Source organism: Acinetobacter sp. YH12145 (assembly GCF_013418335.1).
In the GTDB taxonomy this organism is placed as follows: Bacteria; Pseudomonadota; Gammaproteobacteria; order Pseudomonadales; family Moraxellaceae; genus Acinetobacter; species Acinetobacter amyesii.
Genome location: NZ_VPCE01000008.1, coordinates 206,520 through 223,903 on the forward strand (window position 1 = coordinate 206,520; position 17,384 = coordinate 223,903).

Consider the following 17,384-nt stretch of genomic DNA (forward strand, 5'->3'; position numbering starts at 1 on the left):
CTAACACCATACTGGCCATACATCCTTATTGCCAATAAGCATGTATTTCATAACAAACACCTACTGATTTCTGATCTATATCTTCTATTCAGACTGGTTATACAGCATGAATTATGTACTCCAACGATTTGGTTGAAATCAATCAATTGATTTAACAACCCAATCCAAAAACTTGTGCTTATCAAAAAAGTCAGGTGCAGCATTTGCAAATATACTTTTTTCTTTGTTGTTAAAGATTCCTTTGTAATAAAAAGACCTATCTGCGGTAAATTTTGAGTCATCCCCTTCATGCAATTCTCTAAAGAAGATCGATAACTGCATAAATCGACTTTTAGATGCTAAACTGTGTTTTTCTAATACAAAATTATAGATTTGCTCAATAATCGCTTTCGAATTTGAATAAGGCATTTTGTTGTCTCTTTATTAGATCGCTCTTTCAAATTACAGCTTTTAAATTAAAATACAACTGTTTTAGTCTGATTTTAAATACCTATTTTTTATAGGTATTTTTACATTTAAATATAATTAAGCACTATTAATAAATTAACCTCTAACATGAAGTTTTACTAAATTCTACTTCTGCGACTACATACATTCTCGTTATTCAAAGCTAAAAATAAACCCACATTTGGCGAGCATTTTGTACTACTGAATTAAGACAATTTCGTCCACTATTACAGAAACATCTTAGATACCCTGATCTAGGTCTAATTCTCAATTTGCAATTCTAACTTTGCTTTAATACTATTCACCTAAGCAATTAAAAAAGCATATAAGCTGATCCAAGAAACATTACATATGAAATTTAACTTCAGTTTTGATATAGCCCTCTTTACAACAATATTTACTATTTACTTATTTGTTTGCGGTTACTTTTACTACGATGGTTTAATCAGCTACTACGGATTTAATCAAGTTTCACTTGGCATATCTATTCAAGACTATCTAATGTATGGATGGGTAAACGGTATGTCAGGGCTAGTAGTAGGCTTCTTAATACTTTTACTCGCTGCTTTGGTACATACTGTCTACCAAAATAATTTATATGAAGTGATGATAAAATTTATATTTGTCTTTATTACATTTATCCTTCTCTTTATTTTCAACCTGATTTTTAAAAGGATCTTAGTAAAATTTTGGCAAATTTTACTAACTATTTTTATCTATACCATTAATAGCAAAATACAAAAACCTTTATCAGTTGTAGGCTTATTTTGGATTTCTCTTGGGCAATTTACGCTCAATATCATAAAACCTGCAGCTAAAGACGCCATTGATTCATCAGAGAAATTTCATAATTTTGAAGTCATAGAACACAGTGAAAAAATTGATAAAATTGTTCAAAGTGGTGGAATTTACTATGCATATTTAGTTGGTTTTTATATTTTATTTTTCACATTTACTTTTTATGTTATTAGTATTGGTAAAGATGCCCGTAAAGAAGCTGAAAATGAATTTAGTAGCACAAAACATAATCAAATTATCATTGACGATGCCCTCATTACTGATTGGCTCGAAGCTAAAAAACTAACTATTACATATCCAGCTAAAGCTAAAGTTATCCATTGTGGCACACAAAAATGTCTAATTGCCCTGCATACATCAAATTTAAAAGATGCGAATGGGCTCACTTTAAATACAAAACAAAACTACTTGATAAAGCTTGTAAAGACTGAAAGTTATGTTGAATTAAAATAAAGTTATCTCTCGTGATTTTGTGCATAATTAATAAACTTGTACCTGAAATATTATGCAGAAAATTAAGTATCGAACATTTAATCAACACCCCAGACAGCAGCTGAAAATCTAATAGATTCCTAAGCATCTCTTCCGTACACTTGATGCTTCATCGAACCAAAAAGCCGCTCAATGCGGCTTCTGTTATTTTATAGATTATAAGTGGGAGGTATTCCCTCTAAATTCACTTAAATTTAAGTAGGCAAAAACGCATTTAGACATCAATCACATCAGCAAAGTTTGCACCCAAAACTTTTGCTAAATCTTCGGGTTTTAAACCAATATCCAAACCACGCTTACCGCCACTCACATAGATTTTAGCTAAGTTCTGTGCAGAAGCATCGATCACAGTTTTTAAGCGTTTTTTCTGTCCAACTGGACTAATACCACCAACCAAATAACCGGTTAAACGCTCTGCATCTTTTGGGTCAGCCATTTTGAGTTTTTTACAGCCAAATGCTGTGGCTACTTTTTTCAAATTTAGCTGATATTCAACTGGCAATACGGCAACAAAGTAATTTTTATCGTCCGTAACCATCAAGGTTTTAAAGACTTCTTCGACCGTTAAACCAAGTTTTTCCGCAGCTTCCAAACCAAAACTTTTTGCTTCTGGGTCATGGTCATATTCATGAATTGTAAAGTCGATTTTATTAGATTTTAAGAGTTTACATGCAGGTGTCATTGCTTTTTCGTCATTCCATTCGGACAACTAAGAAAACTCGATTATAAGCCCATTCTCGAAAGACCGGCGAAGACTTTTATATTTTTCATGAACACGACTTGTGCAATAAGTTTGAGTTGAATACATTTAAACAAAGCAAAAATTTTAAAAAAATATGACAACGCTGACTCAAGACCTCATCCAATTATTATCTGTAGTGCCCAAAGATCAGGGCTACTTTTTGGCACAGAGCAAACCTCTGTTTGGTGACCATATTTTTGGTGGGCAATTACTTGCTCAGAGCATAATCAGTGCATCCTTTACCTGTACACTCCCACTCCACTCTTTACATGCCAACTTTATTTCTGCGGGTCTTGCAAATCAGCCTGTATTATTTAAAGTCGAAAATTTACGTGATAGTCATAGTTTTTCTACACGACAAGTGACCGCAATACAGCATGGCAAACCAATATATATGGTGATGTTGTCCTATATGAATAACGAAATGGGTATGGAATATCAAATACCTGAACCAGATCTGATCCCACAGTTTCCACCAATTATGCTCAAAGAGGAGCAATTCTATAAATCGCAAATCCAATCATCTATTTCACCTGAATATCTGGCCACATTTTTACAGCCTTTTCAGCTTATATCTAAACCAATTGAATACGTGCTGACAGATTTGCCACCGTCCGGTCAAGCTTCTGTCTTAAATCAAAATCAATATGCAGAATATTTAAAACTCCATGATGCCTTGGATGCACAATTTGACCAACTTCATATACATCAGGCCATTGCAGCATATTATTCAGACTATAATTTATATTCTGCGGCGCTCAAAACACATGGTTTAAATTATCTGTCTCCTGAACTCATCGCAACTAGTCTTGATCATTCGATGTATTTTCATCATACCTTTAGGGTAGATAATTGGGTATTCTATGACATGAATACTACCCGAACCTCTCAATCACGTGGGCTTACTCATGGGCAAATGTGGCAAGATGGAAAATTAGTCGCAAGTACTACACAAGAAAATTTAATGCGTTATACAGGCGAATCGTGAGGCCTGTGACAATCTTTAACATTCAAATTCTTGTTAAGTTAAGCATCCAGCGTATAAAATTCATGCAAATCATACCGCTATAACAATAATATGCCTTCGATCTACCAACTTAAGCCTGCATTTCAAAACTTACTTCGACCTTTGGTTAAATCACTTCAGCATCTTGGTATTACAGCAAATCAAGTAACACTACTAGCAATGTTCATTTCGCTTGCTGTGGCATTTTTTATTTATATCTATTTCTCTCACAACGGTATTGGCATTTTACTGTTGATTTTCCCCGTGTGGATGCTTATTCGAATGGGCTTCAATGCCATTGATGGCATGCTGGCACGTGAGTTCAACCAACAATCCAAACTCGGTGCTTTTTATAATGAATTATGTGATGTGATTTCTGACTCAGCACTCTATTTTAGTTTAATTTGTTTTGCTTTTATTCAAGCCGAACTGCTAATTTTGACCTGTTTTCTCGCCATACTTGCTGAATATACAGGTGTGATGGCGCCATTAGTGGGTCAAGAACGTCGCTACGATGGTCCAATGGGAAAAAGTGACCGTGCTTTTGTATTTAGCATCATCTGTATCGTGATCGTGACTTCTTCTATATTTAACTTCGGTTTAAACACATTGTCTATTATCTGCAATAGTATTTTGATTATTATCATTTTTTTATTATTTATCACGATTTATAACCGCATTAAAAATAGCATTATCAACCCACAATAAATTTCAGTTTAGATCGTCAGTCGATTCATTATTTTGAGAACAACACAATGTATAACAATACTCAGCATACCTTTACGAGCCATGATGGAACATCTTTGTTTTATCAACATTGGGAAAATAGCAATTTAAAAAGTAACCGTAAGAAAAAAGCGGTGATCTTATTTCATCGTGGCCATGAACATTCGGGACGAATGGCGCATTTGGTCAATGAATTGAATTTGCCAGATTTTGATTTTTTCGCTTGGGATGCGCGAGGTCACGGCAATACCCCAGGTCAACGTGGTGATGCACCGAGCTTTTCTGCATGCGTTCAGGACATTCAATATTTTATTCAGCATATTGAACAAACTTACCAAATCCGATCAGAAAATATAGCAATTGTAGCTCAAAGCGTTGGCGCTGTTTTAGCCGCGACATGGGTGCATGATTATGCCCCTAAAATCCGTGCTTTATGCCTTGCCTCGCCTGCATTTGACATCAAACTCTATGTGCCTTTTGCAAAACCCGGCTTAACACTCCTCAACAAATTCGCTGGCAACTTTTTTATTAATAGTTATGTCAAAGCCAAAATGCTGACGCACGATACTGCACGTGCACAGAGTTATGACACTGACCCGAAAATCGCTCGGGCCATTTCAGTCCGGATGCTGCTGGGGCTATACGCAGCTTCAGATCGACTCGTTAAAGATGCACAAAATATTTTTGTTCCTACACAGATTTTATGTTCGGGATCTGACTACGTGGTGCATCAAAAACCGCAATTGGCGTTTTATCAAAAACTCCCTCATCCAATGAAGGAATTTCACGTCTTAGATGGTTTTTATCATGATACCTTGGGTGAAAAACATCGCAAAATCGCCACAGATAAAATCCATCGCTTTATTCAACAATGTTTTAAACAACCCTATTTCGCACCTAAACTTTTAGATGCCGATAAAATTGGCCCAAGCTGTGCTGTTGCTGAAACTTTAAGTTCAACGCTTCCAAAACATTCTTTAAAACATGCATTTTGGAGCTTAACCAAACAAAATCTTAAAATTGGTAGTCTCTTTTCCAAGGGCTTAAAAATTGGTGAAGAGACAGGATATGACTCTGGCAGCACCTTAGATTTTGTCTACAGAGATCAATCAGAAAGCCAAAACGCACTGGGTAAAATCATCGATCGACAATATTTAAATGCAATTGGTTGGCGTGGTATTCGCGTTAGAAAACAAAATATTGAAGCGCTATTAACGAAATATGCTTCTAAGTTAAATGATGCCCAACACGCGGTACGGATTATGGATATTGCAGCAGGCCATGGCCGATATATTTTAGATGCTGTACAAAAACTGCCTGAGCAGCCTGAATCTATTCTGCTCAGAGACTACAGTTCAATCAATGTACAAGCGGGTCAAGCAATGATTGAGCAAAGAGGTTTAAGCCAGATTGCCAAGTTTGTAGAAGCGGATGCCTTTGATACCACTTCTTTAGCCAGTGTTGAACCTAAACCTACTCTAGCCGTGGTCTCAGGTTTATACGAATTATTTAGTGATAATGATTTACTTAGACAGTCCTTATCCGGCTTAAGCCAGGCCATTGAGAAAGATGGTTATCTCATCTACACGGGTCAAATTTGGCATCCGCAACAAGAGTTTATCGCCCGTGCCCTGACCTCACATCGCCAAGGAGATGCATGGGTCATGCGTTTGCGCTCACAAGCCGAGATGGATGCCTTGGTTGAGCAAGCAGGATTCAAGAAAATCGATCAAGTTATTGATGAGTTTGGTATTTTCACCGTTTCCGTTGCACAAAAAATTTAAGCTTGGATGGTCAATCTTATGCATAAACTGGATACGGAAACAGGAACTTGGAAATACGGCCTACTGTGTTTGGCATTTCTGGCACCTTTTTTCTTCTTAAGTTATGGTTTTGCCAATCAATACGCTGCAGGCTTAGCTTCCGTACCTGTTATCGTCTTTAAATGGGAAAAATATATTCCACTTTGGCCATGGAGTATTGTGCCTTATTGGTCGATTGATCTGTTCTATGGTTTGTCTTTATTACTTTGTTGGAATAAGTTTGAATTAAAACAACATGTCCTGCGACTATTTTCGGCACAAATCCTTTCAATCAGCTGCTTTTTAATTTTCCCGCTACGTTTTAGCTTTGAACGCCCCGAACTCACAGGTTTTTTCGGCCTATGGTTTGATGTCTTGATGGGCTTTGATAAACCGTTTAATCAAGCACCTTCCCTGCACATTGTGCTACTGGTGATACTTTGGGATTTTTTCCGTCGGCATAGCACAGGCAAACTAAAATATCTGGTAGATGGTTGGTCCTTTTTGATTGGTCTCTCAGTTCTAACCACTTGGCAGCACCATTTTATAGATATTCCAACAGGTTTATTGGTCGGTGCCTTATGTTTATGGCTATTCCCGATGGCTGGCTCTGCGCCATGGGTTCAAAATAAACAAAGTCGGCTAAGCTTAAAGCACATTAAAATCGGGATCCTTTATCTGTTTGCTGCCTTATTTTGTAGCGCAATCGCACATGCAAAAGGTTGGTGGCTTTGGCTGCTCTATCCTGCAAGCAGTCTGCTTTTAGTTTCGTTTGCATATTTATTCAATCGACCGCATTTTTTTCAAAAACTCAGTCATGGTGATATGACCATTGCTGCAAAAATATTGTTTGCGCCTTACTTTGTATTTGCTTGGATCAATAGCCGAATCTGGACTTATCGCCATCCTGAAGATTCTAAAATCATCAAAATCAATCAGAGTTATATTTATTTAGGTCGCTATCCGTCCAAACAGGTCATGCAACAATATGATGCTTTACTCGATTGTTGCGCAGAATTGCCCACTTATCCAAAGTGCTCTTATGCCCAAAACTTGAGTTTAGACCTGATTCCTTTACAGGCCAATCAGCTACATAATGCTGTAGAGTCTTTAGAACTATTCTTGAAATCTAATAACAATGATGAAGCACAAAACATCTTGGTCTTCTGTGCTTTGGGATATTCACGAAGTAGTGCTGTAGTTGCCGCATTATTATTGAAACAACATCCTGAATATTCAGTCGAAGATGTTTTACGGATTATTCGCCATAACCGTCCTTGGGTCGTGCTTAAAGCACCTCAAATAAAACATTTAAATACTTATCGTTTAAAACTTAAAGGACTTGCACCATGAATTTACAACTTGTGGTGCTATCAAAGTTGTTACAATCCACCACTGGATTGCTCATTTCAGCTTATGTAGCAGCGATCCTCACGCTCTGGCTCATTATCCAGTTTGGTAATGTGCTGCTATTCGATTTGCTATATATATTAATTTGTCTAGTTTTGCTCGGAATACAACATTATTTAAGCCTGAGAATCAAATTTGATTCGGCACTTTTAGCCACTGTCGCTGAATACAGCCAAACTCAAAACCTTGAACAAACCACCAAGGAGCTGGACTTAAGTTTAATCAACTTAAAATTAATGCCTGCAAATAAATGTGGTCGCGCATGGGAGCTGCGTGAATTAGGTTGTCTGGCTTTATTTAAATGGCAGATATTTGTGCTTTGCTTGCAATACATCGCATTCATCTGCATATTTTTACTGTATAAATAATTCACAATAATTTGAAGCCATGCCAAATCCAATAGACACTTCAGGGAATGCTCACTCACCAATGAAAGGTAATTTTTTAAGCCGTTCAATTGCTCGATATATTGCCTTTCTCACTCGTCGTGGGGCGCGGCTGCTCACGGGCGCGCGGAGTCTATGGGTCGGGTGCAAACCGGTTATGAAACAGCGTATTTATTATGCAAATCATAATAGCCATATCGACTTTATTTTGCTTTGGTCATCACTGCCGACAGATCTCAGACGGAAGACGCGTCCTGTAGCGGCTTCGGATTATTGGCTAAAAGATGGCTTTCGACGTTTTCTCATTCAAGATACGTTTACTGGTGTCACTATTCAGCGAAATCGAGAGCAAAATCAAGATCCATTAGAACCGATCAAAACCGTATTAGCTCAAGGTGACTCGATTATTTTCTTTCCTGAGGGTACTCGAAATTTAAATGATGACGTTGAATTATTAGAGTTTAAAAGCGGCTTATTTCATCTCAAAAATCAATTTCCTGATGTTGAAATCGTACCGGTATGGATCTCAAATTTAAAACGTGTCATGCCTAAAGGCGCGCTTATACCACTCCCCCTATTATCTACCATTATATTTGGTAAGCCTTTAGAAGCCCATAATGAACAGAGTAAAACTGAATTTTTAAACTACGCTCAGGATGAATTACTCAAATTAAAAGCATTGGAGTATCAATAATGGAATTCACCAATGCGCAAATGACCTATGTATTGTTTGGTATTTTTGCAGTTATTTTGATTATTGCCTCAACCATTGGCTCAATACTAAAATTTAAAGCGGGTTATGCACCTGCACCCGTTATCGACAATTTAAATGCACGGATCAATGCATGGTGGGTCATGCTGTTGGTACTTGGTGTAGCAATTTCATTAGGCAAAATTGCCTTTGTGATCCTTTTTGCGTTGATTTCACTCTTTGCTTTACGCGAATTTATCAGTTTACTGCCAACCCGTCGCGGTGATTATCTTCCGTTGCTGATCGCTTTTTATTTTGTCATTCCATACCAATATTACTTGGTGTATATCGACTGGTACGGGCTATATTCTATTTTTATTCCGCTGTATGTATTTCTTCTTATCCCTATTGCTACACTTAAAGCCGAAGATACCACGCGATTTTTAGAGCGTAGTTCAAAAATTCAATGGGGTCTGATGATCAGCGTATTCTGTATTTCGCATGTGCCTGCGCTATTAAATCTTAAACTTCCCGGATTTGAAGGTGAAAAAATTTGGCTAGCGATCTGGCTGATCATGGTGGTACAAGCCTCCGATGTCTTACAATATATCTGTGGCAAGCTATTTGGAAAACACAAAGTCGCACCGATACTTTCACCATCTAAGACCGTAGAAGGATTAATCGGAGGCATTGCTTTAGCCACTGCATTAGGCGTTGCTATGTCATGGCTTACACCCTTCAGCTATCTACAGGCTGCATGTATTGGTTTTATTGTTTGTATATTTGGTTTCTTTGGTGGACTTGTCATGTCAGCCATTAAACGCGATCGTGGTGTAAAAGATTGGGGACAACTCATCCAAGGCCATGGTGGCATGCTCGACCGAATTGATTCCATCTGCTTTTCTGCACCGATTTTTTTCCATATTTTGCGCTATTGGTGGTCTTAAAAAGTGACTAAGTTTCAAATAGAAAATTTGGGATTTTAATTGATGTTACGTATGTAGAATTAATTTCACATTTTAAAAATGCTTTTTAAGTTTATGCGATGGTGTCTTACATCTAAAGATTGAATAAAGATCTTAGCCTTCGGCTGGAGATACTCTTACGAAACGTTGTTTCTCATTCGGCAAAATGAGAAGCGAAGCTTCGCAAGGAAACCATCTTGCGGTGCAATGCACCTCACCGACAAAACGCGTTTACTAGCGTCAAATTATTCAAAGTATCGCAGAAACATTTTTGATTACAATTAGTCCTGTCTCAAACAGTTGCGGATGATGTTACCGTATATCGTTCTTTTATTTGAATCAACGTGCGCTTCTGATGTTACTTTGTAACATCAGTTAATAATACGCACAATAAAAAATCCCAAGCAAACAAGCTTGGGATTATTCTCATCAGGTATTCGATTTAAACGTCTGAAACCGCAAACTTTTTAAAAAGGCTTACGCGACGTTTAGGATGAACATTGGCTTTAGTTAAATCACCTTGATAGTGATTATAGACCCGTTTATCCATCATCTTAAACCAAATAGAGGGGACTAAAGCAGGAATTAGCATAGTGGCATAGCCGCTAGGCAACTCTGGCGCTTCATCAAAATGTCTTAATGCCTGAAATGGACGAGTCGGATATGCATGATGGTCTGAATGTCGCTGTAATTGATACAAAAATAGATTGGTCACAATATTATTGTTATTCCAACTATGTTCAGGCATGGTTCGCGCATAACTTCCATCCGGTTTTTGCTCACGCTTCAGGCCATAATGTTCAATATAATTAATAATTTCAAAAAGGCTGATTCCATAAAAGGCCTGTGTAACTAAATACGGTGTCACTCCTTTACCAAATATTTTCAGCATCGAGGCATGAAAACCTGCACTCATCGCCCAACCATGAAACAGTTCATTTTCCTTCGAAAAGAAACTTAAACCTTTACGTTTTAAACGTTGTTTCTCAATCTGCACCGCCGATTTAATTCCACCAAATACAGTGCGTGGCCAAAACTCATAAAAAGTTTCGCCCATTTTTGAAGATGCAGGATCTTCAGGCGTTGCCGCACGTTTATGGTGCCCATAAGGATGTTCAATGCGGAAATGGCTATAACCTAATGGTGCGAGAGTCGCATGTGCCCAATAATGGTCTTTTTTATGTGGTCGATGGCAAAGTTCATGTGCTGTATTTACACCGACGCCATTGATGGCACCCATCGAAATCCCAAGTAGAACTTGATCTAATATTGAAACATCTTTACGGGTAACCACATAGCCAGCAAAAGCATTCGCTGCCATTTGCAGTGGAATAAATAATTTGACGATACGATCATAATAGGGATCATTCACTAAAACTTTGATGTCATCATCTGTCGGGTTATTGGCATCATCACCGATCAGTGCATCCAGTGCAGGAATAATGACATGCAGTAGAAGCGGCCCGCCCATGGCAAATAGTTTTTTTGTCGGTTTGGGACCAAAATGATAACCCGCCAAGATCCCCATACCAATGACTGGTAAACCTGGACTCAATAGCCAACCATAACGTTTTTTATCTAAAACACTACCGATTTTGCTTTCTAACTGAGCGAGCTGCTGTTCATTTAATTTTACTGGTGCATTCATGCGCTAGACTTCCCTATTTACTTCTTCTGTGTTTATATTCGTAAAATATGGGCAGCCAGAACAGTTTTAAGCGTCCAAAAAAACTATGTGATCGTCTTTGGCATTTAAGGATATATGTTGACCTTTAAGCACATAGTGACCATCTATAAATACAAAATTAATATGAGTAAATATTTGAAATATGGATGCTTTAAGTAAAATTTTTGATGATATTCATCTCCACCGATCTGAATATATTTATTTGAGATCAAAGCATCCTTGGGCTTTTCATTTTCAAGATCACAATGCCATGGTTGCGTATGTGGTGATTCAAGGTCAGTGTGTTGTGCATATAGATCAAGAGCAGGTCTTACTTGAAGCTGGCGATCTTTGCCTTATTCCCTCAGGGCAAAATCATTACTGCAAATCTATACAGTCTGATGTCTTGGTTGAGTCAATAAACATCACACCACTTTTTCAAGAGCAAAGAAATAAAACCATTGAATTAAATTCTGCCGAATCTCATAAAGCAGAGGAATTATTTGTACTAGCGATCCGTGGGCATGTCGACAGCATTATGGCAAAGCCCTTAGTGAATGCACTCCCCACGCTATTGTATACACCACACATCATGAGCAGTACCGCACCTGAATGGTTGCAAATTGGCTTACATTTTCTGGCCGTTGAAGCGCATCAGATCCGTCCAGGCCGCGACAAAATTTTGGATCATCTGGTGAGTATTTTATTTATCGAATGTGTGCGTGATTATATTGCAGCCTTATCAGATTCAAGCAGTTGGTTGCATGCCTTGAGTCATCCTGAATTATCCAACGCTTTGGCCGCGATTCATGAAAAACCGCAGCATGCTTGGACCGTCGAAAGTTTGGCAGAACAATGTTGTATGTCGCGTTCTAAATTTGCCAGTTTATTTACTCAAATGCTCGGTGAATCACCACTCGCCTATTTGCAGCAACATCGTTTGCGACTGGCAACACAGCACTTACAAACGGGGCAACTGACTATTCAGCAAATTGCCCATCGTATCGGTTACTCATCTGAAACGGCATTTAGCCAAACTTTTAAAAAGTTTTATGATCTAACACCGAGCCAGTATCGACAGCAGCATCAACTCGCAAAAACTGAGTCACCTTAAAGGTTTAATCTAAAAGCTTTAAAATCGCTTCCACAGGGTTTTCACTGTTGCCTGAAAGCAGTTGTTTATGCATGGTGATGTGCTGCATCACTTGAATTTGCGATTTTTCAACATCCATCAAGCTTTCAATTTCTGCTGCTAATTTTTCAGGCGTTGCATCATGTTGGATGAGTTCCTGAATCACCTTTTTGCCCGCAATAATATTTGGCAATGAATAATACGGAATTTTGATCAGCAATTTCACCACATGATAGGTCAGCCAATTTAACTTATAAAAGGTTACCATTGGGCGGTGTAAAAGCATCGCTTCTAAAGTCGCTGTACCCGAAGCCAAAGCGACAATATTCGATGCGTTCATAACCTGACGGCCAATTTTAGATTCGGTATCGGTGTTTTCCATCAAGCGAACTTTGGCTTGTAATGCTTCAGGGTACTGCTTGAGCAACAATTCGATTTGCTGTTTACGTGCATCATTAATTGCAGGAATCAGGAACACATAGTCTGGATGCTGCTCCGTCAAAATCTGTGCGGCAGACAGTACCAAAGGCCCCAAACGCTCAATTTCACCGCGACGGCTGCCCGGAAGTAATGCAATATGTTTTTGATGCTCATCTAAGCCTAACTCGTGTTTAGCCGCAACAAGTGGATTATCTAAAGGCAACTGACTTGCCAATGGGTGTCCGACAAATGCAGCCGGAACTTGCCATTTTTGGAAAAACGCTTTTTCGAAAGGAAATAAACAAAGGACTAAATCAATACTCGCCTTGATGCCATGCACACGGCCTTGGCGCCACGCCCACACTGAAGGACTAACATATTGCACTGTTTTAATTGGTAGCTGTTTTTGCTTCATGCTCTTAGATAAACGCAAATTAAAATCCGGTGCATCTATCCCTACAAAAACATCGACAGGGTTTTCAGTCCATTTTTCAACCAGACCATCACGTACAGCAAAGAGTTTTTTAATATCTTTTAAGACTTCAACGATCCCCATCACCGATAAAATATCCATCGGATAATAGCTGTTAAAGCCTTCTGCAATCATTTGCGGACCACCAATGCCTTCAAATTCCGCATCAATCCCTTGCTCTCGAAAACTACGGATAAGCTTGGCGCCTAATGTATCCCCGGATACTTCCCCAACCACGATGCCAATTTTAAGTTTCCGATTTTGCAAAAGTCTGTCCTTTTAACTCAATTTTCTTTAGCTATAGATTCTATACGAGTCCTTCACAAAGTTAATAGATTTCCTGAAAAAAGCTGCACAGCTTTAATTCACCATTTTAGAAATATTCCTCACTGTGCTTAGCTACTAACTAAAAATTTTTATACCAATGGTTCTGATTTCTACCGTATTTACTCTTAAACAATTTACGAAATAGTACTGCGGTTTTAAAACCCATGCTTTCCGCAAGTTTATCAACTGAATAATCTGTCAATTCGAGCAATTCAGCCCCACATCGCAGTCTTTAATTATTTGACCAAGTGACAATAGGTAGTTCTGACGCATGTTTAAAATGTCTAGTTAGTGTCCTTCTACTCATATTCGAATAATGGCGAAACCTTATCTTTTTAAGGAGTATAGATTTTGCAGGAATGGACTTTAAGTTCACAGTCGCATATATCGATAAATAACTAATTAAAGACTAGGAAAATAAACCTACGGTGCGTTTTTTGGTATTAGATATGCATTTCAGATAGTCATCACCTTATATTCTAAATACATGATTTCACTGCAGCATAATCTCCATTTGAACTATTAACTACTTGAGAAAACCGAAATCAATAACTTAGTTTAGATAAAATTCATTTATTTCAAAATTAAAATCATTCTTTATCTATTTTTTTCACAAGCAAATCACTAATCGAGACAACGACTTATATCAATTAGTCATAAGATATGCACGTTTTTTGATATTTGGCATTCAGCGATGGTCGGTCCTTTAGAGTTCATTCTGGCAGGTGTAATTGTAGGTTTCTGCGTAGGTATTACCGGTGTTGGTGGTGGCTCTCTCATGACCCCAATATTAATTAGCCTATATAAAATTGAGCCTCACATTGCAATTGGTACGGACTTGCTTTATGCCGCAATTTCAAAATTTTGTGGTTCTTTAGTCCATGCCCGTAAAATGAATATCGTTTGGACCATTGTTATTTGGCTTGCAGTCGGCAGTATCCCTGCGTCTTTTGCGACCCATTGGGTACTGGAAAACTATCTCAGCCAATCGACACATTACAAAACCGTGTTAACCATGTTTTTAGGTTTTATGCTGACGATTACAGGGATCTCAATTATTTTCCGTGGTCATATCGAAAAATTCTTTAATAAATTTCGAAAAACTGATCAGTTGGATGATATGAGTGCGGATCTTGAACGTATCAATTTCCAAGCTAAAAATAAGCGTGCATATATCATCATCATGGGGATTATTTTAGGCGTATTCGTTACCCTATCGTCTGTTGGTGCAGGTGCCTTCGGTATTATGGCTTTGGTACTTATGTTCCCGAACTTACCGATGATTCGTATTATCGGCTCTGACGTCGTACATGCCGTGCTTCTTACACTGGTTGCAGGCTTGGGTCATATGAGCTCAGGTAATGTCGATTTTCATTTATTGGGTTGGTTATTGGTTGGTTCTATTCCTGCAATTGTGGTCGGAACTTTAATCAGCTCACGTTTACCTGAAAAAGTCATTCGTAAAGTCTTAGGCATTACCTTGTTTGTTTTAGGCATGAATTTCATCATTAATCCAGTAAAATCAAAACCTGTCGAAAAACCAACAACTGCAATGTTGATCGCACCGACGGTGAATAGTCAGCAGGTTTAAATTAACTGCCCGATTCATCACTTTTTTTTCAGAGACTTATTGATCTTTTTTATAACATTTGAATGCTATATTCATGTTATATTCGGCTCACGAAACAACCTTTTGTATAATCAAACCAGTGACGGCAATGAATACTTTACAGTCAAATTCTATTACCCAAAACGACATTGATGACGTGAATGTAAAAAGCATTCAGCCTCTTGTTACTCCTGCAGAACTAAAAAAAGAGCTACCTCTGACTGAAACTGCCTATCAAACAGTCCTTAAGGGCCGTGAAACTGTACGTAATATTTTAGATGGAAATGACAAACGTCTTTTTGTTGTCATTGGTCCATGTTCAATTCACGACACAGTCGCTGCACATGATTATGCTGACCGTTTAAAAGTTTTAAGTGACAAAATCCAAGATACGATTTATGTCGTGATGCGTGTGTATTTTGAAAAACCACGTACCACGGTGGGTTGGAAAGGTCTGATTAATGACCCAGACATGAACGATTCTTTCAACATCGAAAAAGGCTTACGTATTGGTCGTAAACTTTTACTTGAATTGAATGAAAAAGGTTTGCCTTGTGCAACTGAAGCACTCGATCCAAACTCACCACAGTACTACCAAGATCTTATCTCTTGGTCAGCGATTGGTGCTCGTACCACTGAAAGCCAAACACATCGTGAAATGTCTTCTGGCCTTTCTTCACCTGTGGGCTTTAAAAATGGTACAGATGGTGGTTTAACCGTTGCGACCAATGCCATGCAATCTGTTAAACATGGTCATAGCTTCTTGGGCTTAAGCGACCAAGGTCAAGTTTCTGTTATTCGTACCAGTGGTAACCCTTATGCACACGTTGTACTCCGTGGCGGTAACGGTAAACCAAACTACGACGCAGGTTCTGTTGCAGATGCAGAGGCGGCATTAGCCAAAGCAAAAGTTAGTGGCAAAATCATGATTGATACCAGTCATGCAAACTCAAACAAAGACCCGTACCTACAACCCCTTGTTCTGAAAAATATTACTGAACAAATCCTTGACGGAAACAAGTCAATCGTGGGTATTATGGTAGAAAGTCACTTAAAAGGTGGTCGTCAGGATATTCCTGCCAACCTCTGTGACCTCGAATATGGTAAATCAGTGACTGATGGCTGTATCGATTGGGATACGACTGAAAAAGTCTTGTTAGAGATGCATGAAGCACTTAAAGACGTGTTACCGACACGCTAAGTGAATGAAAAACGCCATCTTCGAGATGGCGTTTTACTTTGAAGGATTATTTGTCAGATGAATGAAATCGAAAATGCGTTAAGTCACATTGAAAACTTCCAATATATACATGAACACTTATTAACGTCCGGTCAACCATCTCCTTCTGAGCTTCAAACGATCAAAGAATATGGTGTTTCAACAGTTATTAATTTAGCACTGACTGATGCATCCAATCATATCGAGCATGAAGACCGTATTTGCCTAGATCTAGGCCTGAACTATATCCAAGTTCCAATCTCTTGGGATACCCCTTCAGATGATCAATGCCTTCTAGTACTCGATATGATTGACCATTTGGTTCAAGGTCAAACGGTTTGGCTGCACTGTGCAAAAAACTTCCGTGTCAGCAGTTTGATGTATTTATATCGTCAATACTATATGGATGTTGATATGCCAAAGGCTCAAGATTTGATGCATCAAATTTGGGAACCCAATGAAACATGGACAGGTTTAATCCATGCGGTTGCCTTACAACTTCAAGGCCGTAAAGCAACTCAAGATTTACAACATGCACTGATCCATCCAGATCATTTTGCGTGAGAAATCAGTACTGTTGCAGTAGAAAGAATACCTTCTTGGCGACCAGTAAACCCTAATTTTTCGGTGGTGGTCGCTTTGATGCTAATTTGTGTAACTTCAACGTCCATAACATTTGCGATACTTTGACGCATTTCTAAATTATGTTTTGCTAGTTTAGGGCGCTCACAAGCCACGGTAATATCAGCATTATTAAGTACATATCCACGATCTAAAATCATTTGGTAGACGTGTTTTAAAAGTACTCGACTATCGGCACCTTTAAATTTTGGATCTGTATCTGGAAAATGCTGACCAATATCTCCAAGTGCCAAAGCACCTAATAATGCATCACAAAGCGCATGCAGTACCACATCACCATCTGAATGTGCTTTGAGTCCATGTGTATGTGGAATTTGAACACCAGCAAGCGTTACAAAGTCACCTTCTTCAAATGCATGCACATCCATGCCCTGACCGATACGAATTTGAGCTATCATGCTTGAGTTCCTTGAGAAAATAATGATTGAAATC

At 38.4% G+C, this 17,384-nt stretch carries 17 protein-coding genes; 12 read left to right on the plus strand and 5 right to left on the minus strand.

What is annotated here, in order from left to right:
- Positions 1-138 precede the first annotated feature (138 nt).
- Positions 139-408, minus strand: a complete 270-nt coding sequence (locus FTU80_RS11005; RefSeq protein WP_180085067.1) for a hypothetical protein — start codon at positions 406-408, stop codon at positions 139-141.
- 390 nt (positions 409-798) lie between these two features.
- Between FTU80_RS11005 and FTU80_RS11010 the strand changes: the two genes are divergently transcribed.
- Positions 799-1,698 carry a hypothetical protein gene (locus FTU80_RS11010; RefSeq protein ID WP_180085068.1) on the plus strand — a complete coding sequence of 300 codons (900 nt, stop codon included), beginning with the start codon at positions 799-801 and terminating at the stop codon, positions 1,696-1,698.
- A gap of 253 nt (positions 1,699-1,951) precedes the next feature.
- Here FTU80_RS11010 and ybaK read toward each other — a convergent pair whose 3' ends face one another.
- Positions 1,952-2,419: a Cys-tRNA(Pro) deacylase gene (ybaK, locus tag FTU80_RS11015; RefSeq protein WP_180022788.1), complete on the minus strand. Its 468-nt coding sequence runs from the start codon at positions 2,417-2,419 to the stop codon at positions 1,952-1,954.
- Positions 2,420-2,573: 154 nt separating this feature from the next.
- On the opposite strand from ybaK, the gene FTU80_RS11020 reads away from it, so the two are divergent.
- The 7 genes from FTU80_RS11020 to FTU80_RS11050 all read left to right on the plus strand — a co-directional run bounded on the left by FTU80_RS11020 (position 2,574) and on the right by FTU80_RS11050 (position 9,447).
- Positions 2,574-3,467 carry an acyl-CoA thioesterase II gene (locus tag FTU80_RS11020; RefSeq protein WP_180085069.1) on the plus strand — a complete coding sequence of 298 codons (894 nt, stop codon included), beginning with the start codon at positions 2,574-2,576 and terminating at the stop codon, positions 3,465-3,467.
- Between the two features lie 90 nt (positions 3,468-3,557).
- Positions 3,558-4,193 (plus strand): CDP-alcohol phosphatidyltransferase family protein, encoded by a 636-nt coding sequence (locus FTU80_RS11025; protein WP_180085070.1) that lies wholly within the window; start codon positions 3,558-3,560, stop codon positions 4,191-4,193.
- 47 nt (positions 4,194-4,240) lie between these two features.
- Positions 4,241-5,995: a bifunctional alpha/beta hydrolase/class I SAM-dependent methyltransferase gene (locus tag FTU80_RS11030; protein WP_180085071.1), complete on the plus strand. Its 1,755-nt coding sequence runs from the start codon at positions 4,241-4,243 to the stop codon at positions 5,993-5,995.
- An 18-nt stretch (positions 5,996-6,013) separates the two neighbouring features.
- Positions 6,014-7,366 carry a phosphatase PAP2/dual specificity phosphatase family protein gene (locus FTU80_RS11035; protein WP_373685208.1) on the plus strand — a complete coding sequence of 451 codons (1,353 nt, stop codon included), beginning with the start codon at positions 6,014-6,016 and terminating at the stop codon, positions 7,364-7,366.
- Positions 7,363-7,791: a hypothetical protein gene (locus FTU80_RS11040; RefSeq protein WP_180085073.1), complete on the plus strand. Its 429-nt coding sequence runs from the start codon at positions 7,363-7,365 to the stop codon at positions 7,789-7,791. Before FTU80_RS11035 ends, FTU80_RS11040 begins: the two co-directional genes overlap by 4 nt.
- 61 nt (positions 7,792-7,852) lie before the next feature.
- Positions 7,853-8,503, plus strand: coding sequence for a 1-acyl-sn-glycerol-3-phosphate acyltransferase (locus tag FTU80_RS11045; RefSeq protein ID WP_180085095.1), 651 nt, complete (start codon positions 7,853-7,855; stop codon positions 8,501-8,503).
- Positions 8,503-9,447: a phosphatidate cytidylyltransferase gene (locus FTU80_RS11050; RefSeq protein ID WP_180085074.1), complete on the plus strand. Its 945-nt coding sequence runs from the start codon at positions 8,503-8,505 to the stop codon at positions 9,445-9,447. Before FTU80_RS11045 ends, FTU80_RS11050 begins: the two co-directional genes overlap by 1 nt.
- A 460-nt stretch (positions 9,448-9,907) precedes the next feature.
- Here FTU80_RS11050 and FTU80_RS11055 read toward each other — a convergent pair whose 3' ends face one another.
- Entirely contained in the window at positions 9,908-11,113 is a 1,206-nt protein-coding gene (locus FTU80_RS11055; RefSeq protein ID WP_180085075.1) for an alkane 1-monooxygenase, read from the minus strand.
- Between the two features lie 181 nt (positions 11,114-11,294).
- On the opposite strand from FTU80_RS11055, the gene FTU80_RS11060 reads away from it, so the two are divergent.
- Positions 11,295-12,245: an AraC family transcriptional regulator gene (locus tag FTU80_RS11060; RefSeq protein ID WP_180085076.1), complete on the plus strand. Its 951-nt coding sequence runs from the start codon at positions 11,295-11,297 to the stop codon at positions 12,243-12,245.
- Positions 12,246-12,249: 4 nt separating this feature from the next.
- On the opposite strand, the gene lpxB is transcribed toward FTU80_RS11060, so the two are convergent.
- A complete protein-coding gene (gene lpxB, locus FTU80_RS11065) occupies positions 12,250-13,422 on the minus strand; it encodes a lipid-A-disaccharide synthase (protein WP_078193861.1) in 1,173 nt (390 codons plus the stop codon).
- Between the two features lie 754 nt (positions 13,423-14,176).
- On the opposite strand from lpxB, the gene FTU80_RS11070 reads away from it, so the two are divergent.
- The 3 genes from FTU80_RS11070 to FTU80_RS11080 all read left to right on the plus strand — a co-directional run bounded on the left by FTU80_RS11070 (position 14,177) and on the right by FTU80_RS11080 (position 16,874).
- Positions 14,177-15,073, plus strand: coding sequence for a sulfite exporter TauE/SafE family protein (locus FTU80_RS11070; RefSeq protein ID WP_078193863.1), 897 nt, complete (start codon positions 14,177-14,179; stop codon positions 15,071-15,073).
- 127 nt (positions 15,074-15,200) lie between these two features.
- On the plus strand, positions 15,201-16,292 hold the full coding sequence (locus tag FTU80_RS11075; RefSeq protein WP_143221612.1) for a 3-deoxy-7-phosphoheptulonate synthase: 1,092 nt from the start codon (positions 15,201-15,203) through the stop codon (positions 16,290-16,292).
- A gap of 57 nt (positions 16,293-16,349) precedes the next feature.
- Positions 16,350-16,874, plus strand: coding sequence for a protein tyrosine phosphatase family protein (locus tag FTU80_RS11080; protein WP_078191020.1), 525 nt, complete (start codon positions 16,350-16,352; stop codon positions 16,872-16,874).
- Here FTU80_RS11080 and ispF read toward each other — a convergent pair.
- Positions 16,862-17,350: a 2-C-methyl-D-erythritol 2,4-cyclodiphosphate synthase gene (gene ispF / locus FTU80_RS11085; RefSeq protein ID WP_078193864.1), complete on the minus strand. Its 489-nt coding sequence runs from the start codon at positions 17,348-17,350 to the stop codon at positions 16,862-16,864. The genes FTU80_RS11080 and ispF overlap by 13 nt on opposite strands.
- Positions 17,351-17,384: the final 34 nt, after the last annotated feature.